Genomic DNA, 17,981 nt, shown 5'->3' on the forward strand with positions numbered 1-17,981 from the left:
TCTTTCTTGCCGTAGCCTATTTCCTGAAAAGCGAAAATACATTAACTGCCATACCGGTTCCTCACAGGTATCTTCTCCTCATCCCGGCGCACAATGAAGAAGCCTTGATAGGAAGACTTCTCGAGAGCCTCCTTCGCGTGCAATATGAAAGAAATAGCTTCAGGGCAGCCGTTATTGCCGACAACTGCACGGATCGTACTGAGGCGGTCTCATCCCAATTCGACGTTGATATATTGAAGAGGACCGATCCCTCCGCCAGGGGGAAGGGTTTTGCAATAGCCTGGGCCCTGAAGCAGGTTGACCTTGATTCATACGATGCCGTGGTGATTATTGATGCGGATAATATCATCGATCCTCTTTTCTTTCGGGGGCTGGATGAAGTTATGGCAACGGGCAGCAAAGTTATACAATGCTATAATTCCATAGCCAATCCGAATGAGACTGCCTTCACTAAAATTCTCTCTTTGGCACGAGCCGTGGATAATAGCCTCTACCATCACGCAAAATTCAAATTAGGCCTTTCGTCCTTTCTCATGGGGAACGGGATGTGTTTTACCACGAAGCTGCTGAAAGAGCAGGGATGGGGTACGAGTACCATGGCGGAAGATCTGGAATATTACGCCACCCTTGTAAAAAACGGCATCCTGATCGGGTTTGCCGCCCATTCCAGGGTATATCATCAGGAATCCCGCAATATCAGTCATGCCACCGACCAAAGGCTGCGCTGGTCCTCCGGTAAATTTCATATCGCACGAAAATACGGGTTGGGCCTTTTTATGCAGGGGTTATATGAAAGAGATTATCGGAAGATCGATGCATCCTTTCCCCTCATACTCCCCAACCTCTCGCTCATGGTCAATCTGACCGTCCTTGCGTTGGTTGCTTCGTTGCTGATCCACCTGTTCTATTCTGTGCCTTCGGTAATTGGATGGCTCCTTTTTCTGCTCTTTCTGGAGATCCTCTATCTCTTGAGCGGCGTTTGGCTTACGAAGATGTCCCTTTGGAGAGTGTTTTGCGCATTCAGCTTTGCGCCCGTCTTTCTGGCGTGGAAGGCATGCATAGACTTTAAGGGTATCTTCGGAAGAGAAATGACTCGATGGGGCAAATCGATCAGGTAATCACCCACCACTCGTATTCATTAAATCAAATTCCTATAATGAGGTATAAACATGGAAGCGAGGCAAGATATTTCGCCCCATCATCTGGCGAAGGTAAAGAACTTTCACGATTTGGACGCCCCGCAGTACGAGCGGCTCAGGTACTGCCCGGATACGTGTGAGGGGTTGGCCTACGTCACCAGGAAGGATCTGGTTCTGGCCAGTCTTGATCAGAGCTCAGGGAGAATTTTGGATATCGGATGCGGGCCCGGTATCCTCACGAAAGATTTAATCCGAAGGAACCTGAAAGTTTTCAGTGCGGATTTATCAATGGAGATGATCAAGCACGCAAGAGAACAGGTGAAGGCGGAATCCGGCCGGGATAACGCGCATTTCGTGGCAAGCGATGTATCCGGCCTCTGTTTCTCTGATGGCATGATCGATAATGTGTTATGCATCGGAGTGGTCTGTTACGTGACGGATTACACGATGCTGCTCTCCGAGATATATCGCGTGTTGAAGCCCGGAGGTTTTGCCGTCATTCAAATCAACAACATCCGGTGGCCCGGAATTTACAGGAAATTCGTGCCCGTGTACCGTTACCTGAAGAGCAGGCTCACTGGGAAGAAATATGACGGCCTGACATTTGATTTCAATCTATTCTCCCGGCCTGCTTTTCTCCAGGATCTTAAGAAGGGCGGCTTTCAGATTACCGGGTTGTCTCACTACGATTTCCGTGTGCCTTTTGCGGATATTCTCCTGCCTAAAATGTCAGTCAAGCTGAGTTCGTTCATGCATGAAAGGCGGACTTTACGATTCTTGAGACATTTTGCCCACGGTCTACTCATCACCTGTCGTAAGGTCGAATGCTCTTAACCGTTCTTGAATTGATCATCGGAGGGTAGGGCGCCATGGAAACGTTATTTGGCATTTTGATTTTTTTGTCCATCTATTCTTATCTCGTTTACCCCCTCATTCTGTTGATTATCTCATTTAAGAAAAAACCGTGGCACCGTGGTGAAACAAAGCCCTTTGTCTCAATGGTTTTCTCGGCATTCAACGAGGAAAAGGTGATCGAGGAGAAGATGCGTAATAGCCTGGCCCTTATATACCCAAAGGAGTTATTCGAAATTATAGTCACTTCGGACGGGTCGACGGATCGAACAAACGATATTCTGGCCGCTTTCGAACATCCCGGAGTTGTGTGCAGGCTCTATCCACATAAATCGGGCAAAACCGCATGTCTGAACAGGGTCCTTCCTGAGGCAAGAGGGGAGATCATCCTTTTCACCGACGCCAACTCCATGTTTCCATCCGATATGCTTGCCAAGCTTGTGACCCATTTTGCCGGTCCGGAAATAGGGATGGTTACGGGGTGGACCAAATACAGGTGCGCCACGGGCGAAGAGGAGGGGGTCGGTCTTTATGCGCGGATGGAAAGGTGGACTAAAGAGCGGGAAAGCAGAATCGCCTCCTGCGTGGGTGCCGACGGAGCAGTGTTTGCCATGCGCAAGTCTTTGTTTCGTCCCTTGAGCGAGTACGACATAAATGATTTTGTCATGCCCATGAAGGTCATCGAGCAGGGAAAGAGAGTAGTCCTGGACCCGGAAATCTTCTGTTTCGAGGAATCAACCGGAGCGGCTGACGGCGAATACCATCGCCAGGTCCGGATAAGTACCCGTACCCTTGGGGCGCTTATCCGGAACATACGATTGTTGAACCCATTCAAGTATGGCATTTTCTCTTTCTTCCTGATGTCCCATAAACTGATGAGATTCCTGATCCCCTTCCTGCTGTTAGGCACTTTCAGCGTGAACATCCTGTTGCTCGGCCATTCCTACTATTTTATCCTGGTTTTTTTAATGCAAACTCTTTTTTTTGCTATGGGTTTGCTCAGTATTTTCGGATTTCATGAAGGGAGATTGGGGGATTATATCAAACTCTTTCTGATTACCTCTGCTGCTCAACTTGTCGGTTGGCTCCGGATGTTGACAGGAACAACGGACACGGTGTGGAGAACTCAACGATAGCCATTTCAAAAGAGAAGGCACATCGTTCAGCCTCCCGCCTTTGGATCGATTGCTCGGTTCAGATACGACCAGAGTACACCCGATAAGGCCCATATCAGTGTCTGAGCTTCGTCAGGTCTCAAAAAAAAGATAGAGGGGTTACCTTCATCTTTTTCCACCTTCACGTATATCGTCTGGTTCTCCGGCCAATCGGCTCCTGTGACAAAGCCTGCTGATATAGTACAAAAATTCTCGTTTTTTTGCTGTATTATCTCAGTATAGGTTAATCCATCTTTCTCATAAACGATGTTGCGACTTTGTATTATAAATGGTTCCACCAACTTCCCCTTTTCTCTTTGATTAGTTTCATTAACTATCGATCTCGATAGTTTGAGCCGTTTTCAGGTGCCGCCGTTAACTGCCGCATTAATTCCTCTTTCGGTCCTTCACGTGGGGAAGAGTATGATATTCTTATTCCTCATCCTCCAGTCGCACCTGCAAGCTACGGGCGTTGTCTATTTTAGGGTAATGCCTGCCTCACGATTTTGCAGATAAGGGCAGGCATTACCCCTTTGTTTACTCCTACTGCCACACCATCCACGCTTCAACGGATGGTGTGGATATCGCATTTCCGATCTATCTTGTCACATACAAAGTGGCTTCTTTGCTTACCGAACCATATGCGGCGGTGATAACCACGGAGGTGTTGTAGTAAGGGGTACTGGTGGTTATCGTAAAGCTCGCGCTGGTACTACCCGCAGGCACTCTCACGCTCGCCGGGACTACGCCCGCCCAGACAGAGCTTTTGAGAGAGACTGCCGCTCCTCCGCTCGGCGCCGCAGCGCTGAGTACTACCGTGCCCCTCGAACTCACGCCACCCTTGACGGAGGCAGGGTAGATCGTTAATGATGCCAGACGTGTGGTAGATGTGGTAGAGGAGGCGAAGCTTGCCCCTATGGTATGGGTTGCCGTCACGTTGGTGAAGGTATAGGTCGATACCGCCCCTACCGATGCGCCGTCCACGGTCACGTTGCTGATCCTGTACCCGCTGTTAGGGGTGATCGTGAATGTCTGACTCGCGCCTCTGTTTACCGTTGCGCCCGCAGGGGATATGGCGCCGCCTGCGCCCGCGGAAGCGGTAATCCTATACGTTGTCGTGCCACTGGTACCGCTCTGAGTGCAGGAGAAGGTATTGCTCGCGATCGTTATGGCTGCCGATCTCGACGTAGTCGCCGTATTTGCGGCGATGGAGTATGCGACGGTTCCATTTCCGGTGCCGCTCGCTCCGGAGGTTATGGTGATCCAGGGGGTGCCGTTTGTTACGGACCAGGCGCAGCCGGTCTGGGTCGTCACCGCTACGCTTCCCGTGCCGCCCGCGGCGGCAATGGAGCTACTGGTGGGCGAAATAGAGAAGGTGCACGGTGTCTTATAGGATACTTCCGATGAGTAGCCGCTTTCGGCACCCGATGAATTATAGGCGGTCAATGCGAAGTAGTAGGTGGTACCGGCTGCGAGATTCGCAACGGTGTAGGTCGTTGCGGTCCCGGCATTCACATTTGAAGAATAGGATCTGCTCTGGGATCCGTAGTAGACCTTGTAGCCTGACGCATTGGATACGGAATTCCATTTTGCCGTTGCCTGTGCTGCGTGTGCGCTTCCCTGGGTAAGATAAAGAGAAGAGCCGAAAATGAGACACCAGGTTAGGGCGAGAAGAATCGGGTAAAGACGCGCACTTCTTTTGACTGTTGCATGATTAAGCCACACATAGACCTCCAGGTTTGAATTATTTGACCGGGAACACCACGCAGGAGATGCCTTTCGTGCCTGGTCTTCCGGGCGTTCTTTCCGGTGTTGCACGGAATAAGGCCGGCGGTGTCTCCCAGCGGCCCGTGTACCGGCTGACCGGATATAGACTTGTGTATCGTGAAGAGATCTTCCCCCAATCCGCTGCAGTCATCGCCGCCCCATTCCTCCCCGTAATGTTCCATTGATCGATACGCGATGAGGAGTTGAAGAGACGGCCTTTGAGTGAGAAATGAGCTGTGGTGGGCGGAGCTGTGCCCATCCTGTTCAGGAAATGGGATAGCTCTGTAAAGGCGATTTCCGGCCATCCCGTCTGGTAGGCAAGTTTCATGCCTCTGGTCTTCTACTGAGGTAAATGGGGGTAATAATTAAGTATTAATTACTGAGGAAGAATGGAAGGGAATTAAAAGTGAATGGTTTTTACTATCAGAAGAAAATCGGGCGCGTCTGATGGTGCAGACGCTTTTTGCCGGACGAAAGGGATAATCCGGTAAATAATGGGATTAAAAGACATAGGGCAGGGTGAAATGTCGGATGAGGGTAAAGCCTCCGCGATCAACTGACCTTATTCTTTTGAAGGTTTAAAATCTGCAGGATTGATGTGATGTTTCTTCAACAGGGTATAAAAGTCCCCCCTGTATTTTCCAGCACTTTTCGCCGCCTCCGTAACATTTCCCTTGCATGTCTCAAGAAGGTAGATAAGGTAGCTCTTTTCGAACGCGTCCTTTGCCACACTAAGCGGCCGTACCGGCTCCTGGGAAACTACCCCTTTTGTCTGAAGGATCAGGTCTTCCGTGATAAATTCCTTGTCCGTCATCGCGGCGGCATATTCTATGATGTTTTCAAGCTCACGCACATTGCCGGGCCAATCATGGAACATGAGCTTCTGCATCGCCTGGGGCGTCAGCCCCTTGATATCTTTTTTCATTTGAACCCTGGTTTTTTCGATGAAGCGCTCGACCAGGGGTGGGATATCCTCTTTCCTGTCCCGCAGCGGCGGGAGCACTATTGGGATGACATGGATTCTGTAATAAAGATCTTCACGAAAGGTCCCCTTTTTTACCTCCTCTTCCAGATTTTTGTTGGTCGCGGTCACAATTCTTACATCGACCTCGACCAGCCTCTCGCTTCCCACCGGTCGAAACCGCCGTTCCTCTATCACACGAAGGATCTTGGCCTGGATCGAAAGAGGCATATCTCCAATTTCATCGAGGAATATAGTGCCGCCGTGAGCTTGCTGGAAGAGGCCCTTCGCCTCCTTTATCGCGCCGCTGAAGGCCCCTTTTTCGTGGCCGAAGAGATTGCTTTCAAGTAAGGCTTCAGGAAGGGCGGCACAATTGATGGCCACAAAAGGTTTGTCTTTTCTCTCGCTTGCGAGATGAATCGTGGTGGCGATCAAATCCTTTCCCGTGCCGCTTTCGCCAAGGAGAAGGACCGTCGCATCCATTTTGGCTATCCGGCCGATTGCCTCCAATACCTGGCGCATTTTGTCGCTTCTCGCAATGATTCCCGCGAAATCGGTCTTTATTTTGAGCAGCCCCTTGAGCCGCTCGATTTCGGTGGAGAGACGGGTATTCTCAATTGCCTTCTGAATCTCGAAGAAAAGAACTTCGGGCTCGTAGGGCTTGGTGAGATAGCCGAAGGCGCCTTCTCTCATTGCTTTTACCGTGTTTTCGATGCTGCCGTACCCGGTGAGGATAATAACGGGTATGCCTGGGATAGTAAGATGGATTTCCTTCATCAAAGTTATGCCGTCCGTGTCTCTCAATTGGAGATCGACGACAGCCGCATCGAAGACCTGTTCCCGGGCTTTTGCGATTGCCCCTACCCCGTCGGCGGCGGTCGTGACCTCGTACCCCGCTGCTTCGAGTCCCATGGCGATCAGCTCGGCAATATTCTTCTCGTCATCCACTACAAGTATTTTTCCCACGGCCATAGAGTTCGCCTACCTCGCCTTTCCTCTTATTTTTTCTTCGGTCTCGACATCGATTTTCTTCGATTCTTCCAAAATCTTATGGAGACGTTCATTTTCTTTGAGAGCTTCCGTCATCGATTGTCGCATGCGAACAATCTCATGGAGAGCTTCCGTCAATATCTTTGCCGTACGGGCATATTCGCTTTGAGGATAATGAGCTGAGACTTGCCTGAAGTAGGTGATCGACTTCTGGTAATTCCTGTTGTTATAGCCCGGATCGGCATAAATCAGACCGAGGTTGAAGAGGGCTTCGTCTGCGGGAGGGGTGCCCGATGACAAGGAGAGCACCGTTTCATTCTCCCGAATTGATGCCCTGTAGTTACCCTTGGAGAGATATTTTCTGGCCAGGAGGAGATGTCTTCGGGCTCCGGCAGGCTGTTGCTCGCCGGCCACCTCCGGTGTGGCGGCCTTCGAAGGGGGCGGAGCTCCCATGGCGGAGGGAGAAGTGCAGCTCGTGATCGAGAGACCCAGGCACGTCAGCAGGGCAAGACAAATGTGAAGACGCTGCCTTGGCCGGTTTCGCTTTCGGCCCATACCGTACCTCCGTGAGATGTTATGATATGCTTGACAAGGGCCAAACCCAACCCCGTACCTTTCACGCGTTCCGAGGCCTTGAGAGGGGCCTGATGAAATTTTTCAAATATGGTATCCAGGTTCTCCCTCGGTATGCCCGGACCTGAATCTCGTACGGAAAAGGCAACCTTTCCTTCCTTCGGACCGGCTGCAATCGATATTTGCCCGCCATTTGGCGTAAATTTAACCGCGTTTCCGATCAGATTCCTCAGCGCCTGAAGGATCCTCTCGCGGTCCAGCTGCATGGGCGGGACGCTTCTGTTCAGGTCTGTCCGGAGGTGTATTTTTTTGGCTTCGAAAAGGGGCGTCATTTCCGTTATCACCTGTTCGATAAATGCGATGAAGTGTTCTTCACGAAAATTGTAGGCCATCATCCCGGCTTCCATTTTTGAAAGGTCCATCACGGTATTGACAAGATCGATCAGGCGGTTCGATTCTTCGGAGAGAATGGTGAGCAGTCTTTCCTGTTTTTCCGTAATAGGGCCTCTGCCGCTCTGCTTGAGAAGGCTGATGCCTGTTTTTATGGCGGTAAGGGGCGTTCTCAATTCATGGGATATATCCGAGAAGAACTCGGACTTTATTTTGTCGACCTGCCTCAGTTTTGTACACATCAGATCGAAAGTATCGGCCAGTTCGGACACTTCGGGAGGCGATGCGATTCTGAGACCTCCCCTGAATATGCCCCTGGACACTTCCTTTGTTTTCTGGATAAGGACCTTCAAGGGACTCGTGATGTGGTGAGTTACCGTGATGGACGTGGCGATTGCCAGGAGCACGGTTATTATCACCATGAATACCGTTACCTTAGTAGCCGAATGGGCTGTTTCCCTCAGCGTGCTCATCCTGTGATGGATATCGGCCCTGGAGAAAGACTCTAGGGCGTTCAGTTCCGTCAAAATCCGTCCCACCACCTTCTCCTCCTCGGGGGTGCGCCTGCTTTCGGTAAGGTCCTGTCGCATTTCCCTGTGCCGCATTTTCCGGTCTACCAAGGCCTGGTACTTTTCATACTCCGATTTTGCGGCGGTCAGAGAGTTTCTTTTTTGATCGGTATCAGCCAATGCCGAAGCCTGTGTCAGAGATTCGGTGAAATCTTTAGTTCTCGCCGCAAATTGTTCGCGGAACACAGGATCGCCTGTGATGAAGTATTTTTGTTCATAGCCTGATTGAGATATGATGGAGCCGGTGAGTCTGCGCTTCAATTCCAGAATGCGCTCGTCAATATCCAGTATCTTGGAGACTTCACTGTTTAAACGATGAAGCTTTGTGATTGTATAGGCATCCATAACACCCATAATAAGTATTATGGACAGGTAACCGAAAATTAATCGGGAGAAAATAGTTAAACGCATTTTTGCCAACCCTCGGTTAGACTATTCTCCGGGAGTCCCCGTCATTCAATATGAGGCCCGAACGATTGCCCCTGTCTTTTTCGCGATCGCACTCGGCGAGCGGAAGGTATATGTTTACTTTCCTGCCTTCTCCCACGGCACTTTTTATATCGAAGCCTCCATGATGCTCCTTTGCGATTCGGTAGACAATCGGCAAGCCGATCCCCAAACCTTCACCTCTTTCCCTCGTCGTGACCCCATCCGATATCTTGCCGTGGGCTTTATTAATTGCCGACACCGTCTTCATTCCATGCCTCCCGAAAAGTATGGTCCCATCCCTTACCGAAGAACCTATCGACTTATCGTGCGGTACTGCTGTAATGCTGCTGTTATGCCTGATCGGTAGATCTTTTTGCCTGCACCGGCAGGTGTTCGGCTTAATACTTGGTTACTCGGATGGCGCTTCGGCGGGGATCCTGTCGCACTCGCTTCCGGCCCTTTCCTGTTTAAACACCTTATTAAGGTTCTTCCGACTGGAGAGGTCTCTTTTCGATTCATCCGGATTTATCAGGTGTTCCCGTCCTCCCTGCGGTTCCGACCGTAAAAGCGCTACAATTATCATAAGGCAAACCATAGATTGCGTCTGTCACCGAAGCCTACATTATTTTGTGGTCGTTTTAGGGTAGGGGACTAAACTTTTCGAGAAGAACAAGGTAATCGTTTTTCGATTGAAACCATTACCCAAGACCTTGACAATACAATATCGCCTGATTAAAGTTCATACGGGCAAGGCGACCTCTCTTGATGGACGAAAACACCGGAACCTGCAAGAGGAGGCGACGCTGCTCACAATTTATGGTAGATGTTTATAAGCTGGCGCACTGCAGTAAGGCCGTGGAGCCGGAGCGATTGCATCATCTACTCCGGGACATGGTCTTTCAGACCGGCCGGGGCAGATAAGCCTTCGGGCACAGGGCAGAGGGGGACCGGACGGTGAAAGGCTTTGGAGAGGGATAAGTTTGGGGCCGACGGGTATCCTCGAAAGGCTCTATGACGGCACCCCGGTATGCCGGCTCGGGTGGCGGAGAAAGAGGACTTACCGGCAGACCGATGGTGGAGGCATAATAAATGGTTCGTTTTGCTATTGTAGATGACCACCCTATCGTCCGCGGTGGTCTAAAGGAAATTATCCTCGCAAATTTTCACGGCGTCACGATCGACGAATTCTCCAGGGGTTATGAATTCATGCGAAATATACAAAAAAACCAGTATGATATCGCCCTTCTTGATATCAGCCTTCCGGACATAAACGGCATTGAGGTGCTGGAAGAGATAAAGAAGAAAACGCCGAAGCTGCCTGTTCTTATCGTGAGCATGCATCCCGAGGAGGATTATGCAATCCGTGCGATCAAAGCAGGTGCATACGGTTATATCTCAAAAAGGACCGCTGCCGGCGATCTGGTGGAAGGAATTCGTAAAGTCCTTTCCGGAAAAAGGTACGTGAGTCCTGCTTTTGCGGATAAACTGCTCCTCGATTTCGAAACTTATGCCGAGCAAGCCCCTCATGAGAAACTTTCGGTCCGGGAGTTGCAGGTGCTGGTTTTGATCGGCAAGGGCAAGACAGTGAATCAAATAGCACAGGACCTTCACCTGAGCGCCGATACTGTGCGAACTTATCGCGCCCGTATCCTGCAGAAGCTCGGTGTAAAAGGCACCAGTCAATTAATGCACTACGCCATAACGCGAGGTTTGACTCAGTAGCGCCCTGCGTATAACGGACCCCCCTGCTCATGCAAGGGGTAACATGTAGGCCGGCTTCTCTTCGCCTGAAAAATTTACCACGAATATTTCCTATCAGAAGTCCCGATGGATTTCCTCCTATGTCACGGGAATGAGTACTCTCGCCATCCTTAAATCATTTACGATCTTATTCCCTCTTTTGCGACGGACAGGGTTAGTCGGAACGATTATGCTTAATTAGCTGTAGTGTAATCATTTTCGCCGGGTATCGACATTGTAGTCTTGTTCGGAGAAGAATAGGGGAGACGGAGAAAGAGGATGTGGAATTTTCGTGAGCAGACCTGACGAGGGCGACCGCCATGATTGAAAGAAAGTCTTTTTTAAGGATGATGAGGACTATCATTCTTAGTTTGCGAAAAGGGCTTACCGATCCCACAGTAAACGCCAAACAGGATATTATTGAGGAGCTCTCGAGTATTATGGGGGTGGAGCGGTGCGTGGTGTTTGGAATCGGACAGGAGCAGATAGACGGGCAGACACACATTTCCTGTGAGATAGTAGCCGGTGTCCCTCTTAATGAGTACGAATGGAAATTGCATCAAAAACTCTCCCTTTCGTCCCATCCCGATATAGAGGATGCGGTTGGAACCGGGTTGGTTATGATTATCAGCGACCCAAGGAATGACCCCCGTACCCAGTATTTTAAGGAGATCATCAAAGAATCGGATATTTCGGAAATTGCATATTTGCCGCTTCGCTATGAAGATGATGAGCAATGGACGGAGATAATAGTCCTGGATGCGGTTCATGAAAAGAGGTTCGATGAGGATGAGATACAATTCTGCTTGGAAGTGGCCGAGTTCCTGAATATTATTCTGGGCCGGGAGACGTTGTTGCTGCAGCACTTCAGAGACGCCATCATCAACAGGATGGTCCCCCTGGAAGGCTTTGCCGTGAAACTGCGCGACAACCTGCAAGCCACTCTCTCATACGTGAGCATCATCTATCGGGAGGCGGAGGAGATTAGCAGCCTTCTGCCGAGAAAATTGAACCGGAGGCTGTGACGCCGGGGGCGATTGAATACAGGCGAAGGACGACAGTTCCGCCGGGTGAAGGTATCCATGTTAACGCCGCGACAGGTAAAGTTTCCCATACACGCCGGGAAGGGGTGCTACATATCTCTTGAGACGGCACAGTGAGTGAATTGCAGAGATGTGACACCTTCACCATATCTGCTGCTTTGTCGTAGTTGGAACTACACCGTACATGGGATTGCGGTTACATCACGTTCCGTGATGCGGCTATAGAAAGCATAGCTGAATACGACTACCTTACTTCAGAGGACAGGCAGGTCTCATTTCTTGTTGCCACATGACGTATCTCCGAGGAGGCTTTATGAAGAGACTATGGATTCTTGCGACGATCATTCTGTTTGGTGCGGTATCCCTTGCACATGGGGCGGGCGCAACATATCTGCCACAGACGGCACAGACGAGCTGCTTCGATACCTTCGGCGCCACGATCGGCTGCGCCGGTACCGGACAGGACGGGGAGTTCCAGGCAGGCGCAGGATGGCCCGCACCCCGTTTTACGGGCAGTTCCCCCGGAATTATGAAGGACAACCTTTCCGGCCTTATGTGGATCAGGGACGTGAGTCCTCTTTCGACCATATGCGGTGGGGGAGATAACACGGCGTGGAGCGATGCCATTGATTTTGTGACCTGTCTGAATAATAATAACCATCTGGGTTATAACGACTGGCGCCTTCCTAACGTAAACGAACTGGCAACCCTGATCAATCTCGGCAGCGACGACCCGGTGAACTGGCTCAAGACCGAAGGTTTTAACATAGGGTATTCAGCAAACGGCTACAAGTACTGGAGCTCAACCTCATGCCCGGAGACTGCCCAACGGGCACTTATCGGCTGGCTGGATCAATGGGCCGTGACCTGGCTCCCCTATGAAAGCGCCGCAAGCATATGGCCTGTCAGGCTTGGGACCCAGGATTCGGTCGATCCTTCATATCTACTCAATATATGGAAGACAGGACAAACAGACAGCTTTCACAGTTTCGACGACGGATATTTCGAGAGGGGTATCCTGTGGCCATCGCCGAGGTTCAGCGATGGAGGCAACGGAACAATACATGATAACCTGACCGGGCTCACCTGGTCCAGAAACAGCAATGCACCGGGACCGGCTGGGTGCAAAACAGGGACAATCATGACATGGCCTGAAGCGCTTGCCTATGCGCAATGCCTGAATTCCAACAGCTATCTCGGCCATTCCGACTGGCGAATTCCGAACAGGTGGGAATTGGGGAGTCTCATTGACCGTTCCCAATATAACCCACCCCTTCCGGCGGGCCACCTATTTGAAAATGTGCGGCCGGGCGAATATTGGACATCCACGACGATAGAGACCCTGCCTACCAGTGTCTGGACCATTAACATGCATAACTGTGAAACCTGTGTGGGGGGGAACGGTACCGAAGAGACGGGAGGGAAGACCGAAACCCGGTACGTGTGGCCCGTGCGGGGAGGCGCCTTTACCGTTACCGCCACAGTGACCAACGGACACGGGACAGTATCCCCGAATACTCAGGTCCTCGACTATAACTCTACTGCTACTATAGCCATCACACCGGATGCACAATATCACGTTTCAAAAATAATGGACAACGGGTCGCAGGTCGCCGTGGTCACTCCCTATGTCATTAAAAACCTCGGCGCGTCCCATAGGGTGGAAGTCTCCTTTGCGACGGGCACCTTTCTATTGAATGTAACCACAGCCGGCTCAGGGACCGGAACTTTTTCCGCACCGGGACTTACCTGCACCGGCGCCGTCTGTTCCGGCGAATATGCTCCCAACGCCCTGGTATCAATCGCAGCCACCGCGAATGCAGGCTCAACCTTCGCCGGCTGGACCGGGTGCGATTCGACGTCGGGCGCCACGTGCACCGTAGTTATGAACGGCAACAGGTCTGTAGCTGCTATTTTCACCATCAACTCTTACACAATTACCGCCTCGGTTTCGGGCGGTCACGGTAGGGTAACCCCTGCTTCCCAGAGGGTGAGCCATGGGGCTTCCGGGTCGATTACCATCACTCCTGACCCGAAATATAACGCGTCAGCTATCACCGATAACGGAGTATCGATGCGTGTCGTCGGTCCTTATGCCATGAGCAATGTAACTGCCGATCGCAACGTGGTGGTTACCTTTTCGACCAAAGCGATGCTATCGGTTGAAAAAACAGGCTCGGGCACAGGAAGGGTTGTGGCCGCAGGCATTAATTGCGGCGGGAAATGCGCATATAGCTACAATAACGGCAGGAAGGTGACCCTTACCGCGAGGCCCCAAAACGATTCCTACTTTGCCGGCTGGTCCGGGGGCGGTTGTACGGGAACAAAGAGATGTGTCGTGACAATGAACCAATACGCGTACGTGACTGCTACCTTTGTTGCAAAGGAATATACGGTCAGCGCCGTCATCTCCGGCGGTCATGGAACCGTAAATCCGATGACCCAGCAGGTGAGACACGGGCAGACCGCTTCGATTGCCATAAGCCCGGATGGAGGATATGAAATCGTCCGGATCACCGATAACGGAAGGCGTGTGCGCACCGCAAATCCCTACATAACTTCGAAGGTCACCAGGGCCCGCTCGGTAGTGGTAACCCTCGGCACGACTTTCCCGTTGACCGTCACAAAGGCGGGTCCGGCCGAAGGGGTTGTGGTTAGCGCCCCTTCAGGCATCCTTTGCGGCAGCACATGCACCAGGGACTTTAGATCCGATACAAGAGTGGTTCTGAGAGCGAGGGCCGGCAGGGGCTCACTCTTTACGGGCTGGTCGGGCGGAGGCTGTTCAGGCACGAAAAGCTGCATTGTAACGATGAATGCCGCGATCGGTGTCACTGCAAATTTCTCGATCAGACAGGGCGCTGACCCGTCTGAGGGTGAGGAGTCCGACGCCGGTAACGGAGAATAACCGATGGGAAGAAAAGAGGTGAAAGAAATAACCCCTTAAATATCGGAGAAGTGGATCTCGAGAGTGCCCTCCGAATGCCCGATCGGAAGGCACTCTCTTGATTTTTTGACGTAAACACTCATCGATGCAGCGTGTATCCGGGACACGTCGTGTCCGGATGGTTCGATGGTATCTGATATTCAAGAATGAATGAAGGTACGTAAAACTGATGCGAGGTCCCGAGGCGCCTTTCTTCAGTACAAAACAAAGGCGCCTCGGGACCTCGAAGGACTAATTTAGTAACTCACGGACCGCAAAACTATTCACTGGTACATCTGAATTTGAGGTCCCATACCGCTTGACCGCAGGCTCTTTGTCAGCCTGCTCGAGATTCTCAGCTCCGTCTTTCTTATTCTCTCTTTTGAGGTCTTGAAGCGCTCACTGACCTCTCTCAGTGTAAGAGGATCCTCAGCCAATATTCTCGAGTCGAGAATAAACCGTTCTTTTTCCGTCAACAAAACCCGGAATTCCGAAAGTTTTTGTTGCAGCACTACCTTCAACTCGTTCTCGGCTACCGCATCCTCTATGCTATCCCCGTTATCGAGGGTGTCCATGAGCTTTTCCGCACCCTCATAAGGGGGAGCTTCGAGTGATATATCTCCACCGCAAAGCCTCAATTCCATACCCTCTACTTCCGCCGCGCTCACATTGAAATGGGTGGCCAGGAGTTGAGAAGATGGAACGATCCCATCTCTTTCGAGCTTTTCCTTTTCCTTTTTCAAGTTATAAAAGAGTTTTCTCTGGCTGTCCTTGGCGCCGATCTTCACTATACTCCAGGAATCCATGAGATATTTCAGCATATACGCCCGTATCCAGAAGAGCGCATAACTTCCGAATTTAGTTCCTTTTTGAGGGTCATACCGCCAGACGGCACGGAGGAGCCCCACATTTCCTTCCTGAATGAGGTCGGCCAGATTTGCGCGGAAATTCGAGTATTCTATCGCTATTTTCACTACAAGCCTGAGGTTGGCCAATACGAGTTTCTTTGCGGCGTCCGTATCTTTCCGATGTCGCACCTGCTCGGCCAGTTCGATCTCCTCTTCTCTTGTGAGAAGGGGGAATTTTGCTATCTCACGCATATACATCCTGAAAGAATCGCGATTCTCACCCGGCCCCGCGACATACCCTGCCTTCATTGCACGGACCTCCTGACCATAAAATTGTAGGAACGGTAGATTTGCGGACTCCCTTCCCCGCACCTGATCTCTTGTCTAATGTACCCGTTGGCCTCCCCTCTTTCTATCGCCGAATTCTGAATTATGATGTAATCACATGGGGAGCGACGGTTGTAGTCGCTCCTGTGACAGAATACCCCTCCAACCAGGGTAGCCCAGGCGCCTCCGGCCGTGTTCAGTTTTGATGGGTGTAATAATTGTTGACAGTTTCATAAAAGACTGCAGTTCCTAATTCTCTACGATTTACTGTAAAGTTTGTTAACAGTGAAGATCATTGATTCAAAGCCCCCCTTTTTTATAAGATACTGAAAACAATAGTATTGACTTAGTGGCATATTTATTGCTATTTATTAAACAAATTCATGCGAAATATTTCACATTAGCCTGATCGCATTGGTTCAGTAGATCTGATCCGGACGTGAAAGGGCGTAGGACGGACTCTCGGTCCTGCGGAGGTGATATGGGAAGCGCCATCGGACTCGGTGAGGTCCCGGGTGCAAACCCGAAAATTACGGTCTCATGCGCGTACTACCTTGATGATGCGCCTGACCGCAGCAAGGTTGTTGCATCCAGGGCTGCACAACCGGCATAGAGGGATTTTCTCCCGCGAGGGATATCAATATTTGAAGGAGTGACCATCATGGAAAAGAGCGTATTGTTGATCGACGATGAAGCCTCCCTTAGGAGAACGGTAGCAATGGGGCTCATGCAGAGGGGCTACCGCACCGAGCCGTGTGAGAACGGCATGAAAGCCCTTCATACCCTGGAAACTTTTAAAAAGAACCAGGTCGCCCTTGATTATGCAATTGTGGACGTGAGACTTCCCGATATTGACGGACTTAAGCTCCTTAAAGTCATCAAATTCAATTACCCCGATCTTCCTGTGATCGTCATCACGGGCTACGGGAATGAAGCGACCGCAGAGGAAGTGAAATCGCAGAAAGCAGAGGCTTATCTGGAGAAGCCTTTCACCATGGATGACCTGACGGACCTTCTCGCATCCATTTCCCCCGCGGCTAAAGTTGAAGCCCCCGAAGAGACCGCGACAAATGCGATCGCCCCAAAGGAGTCGGTCACGGGTTATGCCCTTGTCACGCTGACGCCTTCCGCAAACCTGATGGACGTGTACCGGTCCCTCTATTTTCAGGAAGACGTCCTATACTGCGATGCCATACGAGGCGATTACGATCTCATCCTTCTGGTCCAGGCAGAATCGAACGATAAAGTCAGAGAAATAATAGAGACCACAATCAAGGCGGTACCCGGTGTGGCAGATGCCTCGTTTCTTTCCGTAGAGACTCCTGTATTCGATGAGAGCGTGATCAATATTATGGGCTCGGTAGATAAAGCACTGGGTAAGGACAAGGCAGAGGGCGAAATGTACGGTGACCAGAAAGCAAGGGTGAGGGCTTCTTCCTATGTGACATTGGAGATAGAGAAGGAAAAATTGGAAGGAATTTATCCTGTACTTTACTTTAACGACCAAGTCGTGTACTGTGATTATACAAGAGGAAAATACGATATCGTTGCATTGATGAAAGGGACCAGTTTCGCTGAAATCGAGAATACCATCCGCAATAAGTTTAAGTCCCTTGATGGGGTGTTGAGGATCAAGGAATGGCCCATAATCACACTTTTCGAAGCGTGAGAGAGAAGGGAAACCTGCAGAGGTCCTGCTCCACCCATGGCGAAAGCGGAGAATATCGAGGGCTGTTCATCTTTCGTGTTTCGCTCCCGGTGGAGCCGGTCCTGTTTATTGGTAGGCTGTCTAAGCCTATGATTATAAATCATTAGGGGGAATTATGGCGCTGGAAAACGTAAAGAAGGATCAGGGCAGGAATGATTTTTCAAATTTCAAGATTGAGTTGTGGAAATATCAGGGTGAAAAGGGCGCCCTCATACCTCTGCTTCAATCTGCACAGGAGACGTACGGATATATTCCCGAATCGGCGATCGATCATATAAGCGAGGTGGTGGGCATACCTTCGGCTGACATTTACGGGGTCATTACTTTTTACTCACAATTCCGTCTTAAGCCGATGGGCAAAAACATCATCAAGATCTGCGACGGCACGGCATGCCATGTGAACAGCTCCACCGTCCTCATCAGGACCCTGGAAAGCGAGCTGCAGATAGGCAATGACGAGACGACGGACGACGGCTTATTCACGATCCAAAAGGTCGCGTGCCTGGGGTGCTGCTCCCTTTCACCCGTCCTTATGATCAATGACGAGACCTACGGGCGGCTTACACCG

Annotated in this window: 15 protein-coding genes; 8 read left to right on the forward strand and 7 right to left on the reverse strand. The window is 50.8% G+C overall.

The annotated features are described in order from the left end of the window. The 3 genes from VGJ94_09765 to VGJ94_09775 form a co-directional block, all read left to right on the forward strand. Positions 1-1,118 (forward strand): glycosyltransferase family 2 protein (locus VGJ94_09765; protein HEY3276896.1); only part of this gene is annotated, 1,118 nt, incomplete at its 5' end. A 51-nt stretch (positions 1,119-1,169) separates the two neighbouring features. Further along, on the forward strand, positions 1,170-1,973 hold the full coding sequence (locus VGJ94_09770) for a methyltransferase domain-containing protein (GenBank protein HEY3276897.1): 804 nt from the start codon (positions 1,170-1,172) through the stop codon (positions 1,971-1,973). A gap of 35 nt (positions 1,974-2,008) precedes the next feature. Then, complete coding sequence (locus VGJ94_09775; GenBank protein ID HEY3276898.1) at positions 2,009-3,127, forward strand: glycosyltransferase family 2 protein; 1,119 nt, start codon at positions 2,009-2,011, stop codon at positions 3,125-3,127. A gap of 26 nt (positions 3,128-3,153) precedes the next feature. On the opposite strand, the gene VGJ94_09780 is transcribed toward VGJ94_09775, so the two are convergent. From VGJ94_09780 to VGJ94_09805, 6 genes are all read right to left on the reverse strand, one after another. Next, entirely contained in the window at positions 3,154-3,444 is a 291-nt protein-coding gene (locus VGJ94_09780) for a hypothetical protein (protein HEY3276899.1), read from the reverse strand. A gap of 298 nt (positions 3,445-3,742) precedes the next feature. Further along, entirely contained in the window at positions 3,743-4,870 is a 1,128-nt protein-coding gene (locus VGJ94_09785) for a fibronectin type III domain-containing protein (protein HEY3276900.1), read from the reverse strand. A gap of 604 nt (positions 4,871-5,474) precedes the next feature. Beyond that, positions 5,475-6,845, reverse strand: a complete 1,371-nt coding sequence (locus VGJ94_09790; protein ID HEY3276901.1) for a sigma-54 dependent transcriptional regulator — start codon at positions 6,843-6,845, stop codon at positions 5,475-5,477. A 9-nt stretch (positions 6,846-6,854) separates the two neighbouring features. After that, the gene (locus VGJ94_09795) at positions 6,855-7,418 is read right to left on the reverse strand and encodes a tetratricopeptide repeat protein (GenBank protein ID HEY3276902.1); all 564 of its coding nucleotides are present in this window, start codon (positions 7,416-7,418) and stop codon (positions 6,855-6,857) included. After that, positions 7,361-8,740: a HAMP domain-containing sensor histidine kinase gene (locus VGJ94_09800; protein HEY3276903.1), complete on the reverse strand. Its 1,380-nt coding sequence runs from the start codon at positions 8,738-8,740 to the stop codon at positions 7,361-7,363. Before VGJ94_09800 ends, VGJ94_09795 begins: the two co-directional genes overlap by 58 nt. Positions 8,741-8,822: 82 nt before the next feature. Then, complete coding sequence (locus VGJ94_09805) at positions 8,823-9,092, reverse strand: ATP-binding protein (GenBank protein ID HEY3276904.1); 270 nt, start codon at positions 9,090-9,092, stop codon at positions 8,823-8,825. A gap of 821 nt (positions 9,093-9,913) precedes the next feature. On the opposite strand from VGJ94_09805, the gene VGJ94_09810 reads away from it, so the two are divergent. From VGJ94_09810 to VGJ94_09820, 3 genes are all read left to right on the forward strand, one after another. After that, complete coding sequence (locus VGJ94_09810; GenBank protein HEY3276905.1) at positions 9,914-10,546, forward strand: response regulator transcription factor; 633 nt, start codon at positions 9,914-9,916, stop codon at positions 10,544-10,546. Positions 10,547-10,884: 338 nt separating this feature from the next. Next, complete coding sequence (locus VGJ94_09815; GenBank protein ID HEY3276906.1) at positions 10,885-11,589, forward strand: GAF domain-containing protein; 705 nt, start codon at positions 10,885-10,887, stop codon at positions 11,587-11,589. Between the two features lie 331 nt (positions 11,590-11,920). Next, the gene (locus tag VGJ94_09820) at positions 11,921-14,512 is read left to right on the forward strand and encodes a DUF1566 domain-containing protein (GenBank protein HEY3276907.1); all 2,592 of its coding nucleotides are present in this window, start codon (positions 11,921-11,923) and stop codon (positions 14,510-14,512) included. A 302-nt stretch (positions 14,513-14,814) separates the two neighbouring features. Here the strand turns inward: VGJ94_09820 and VGJ94_09825 are convergent, their stop codons facing one another. Beyond that, the gene (locus VGJ94_09825; GenBank protein ID HEY3276908.1) at positions 14,815-15,687 is read right to left on the reverse strand and encodes a sigma-70 family RNA polymerase sigma factor; all 873 of its coding nucleotides are present in this window, start codon (positions 15,685-15,687) and stop codon (positions 14,815-14,817) included. A gap of 679 nt (positions 15,688-16,366) precedes the next feature. Here VGJ94_09825 and VGJ94_09830 point away from each other — a divergent pair. Both VGJ94_09830 and nuoE read left to right on the forward strand, forming a co-directional pair. After that, the gene (locus VGJ94_09830) at positions 16,367-17,374 is read left to right on the forward strand and encodes a response regulator (GenBank protein ID HEY3276909.1); all 1,008 of its coding nucleotides are present in this window, start codon (positions 16,367-16,369) and stop codon (positions 17,372-17,374) included. A 154-nt stretch (positions 17,375-17,528) separates the two neighbouring features. Continuing rightward, positions 17,529-17,981: NADH-quinone oxidoreductase subunit NuoE (gene nuoE, locus VGJ94_09835; GenBank protein HEY3276910.1), on the forward strand; the 453-nt coding region annotated here is incomplete at its 3' end.

Source organism: Syntrophorhabdaceae bacterium, assembly GCA_036504895.1.
In the GTDB taxonomy this organism is placed as follows: Bacteria; Desulfobacterota; Syntrophorhabdia; order Syntrophorhabdales; family Syntrophorhabdaceae; genus PNOM01.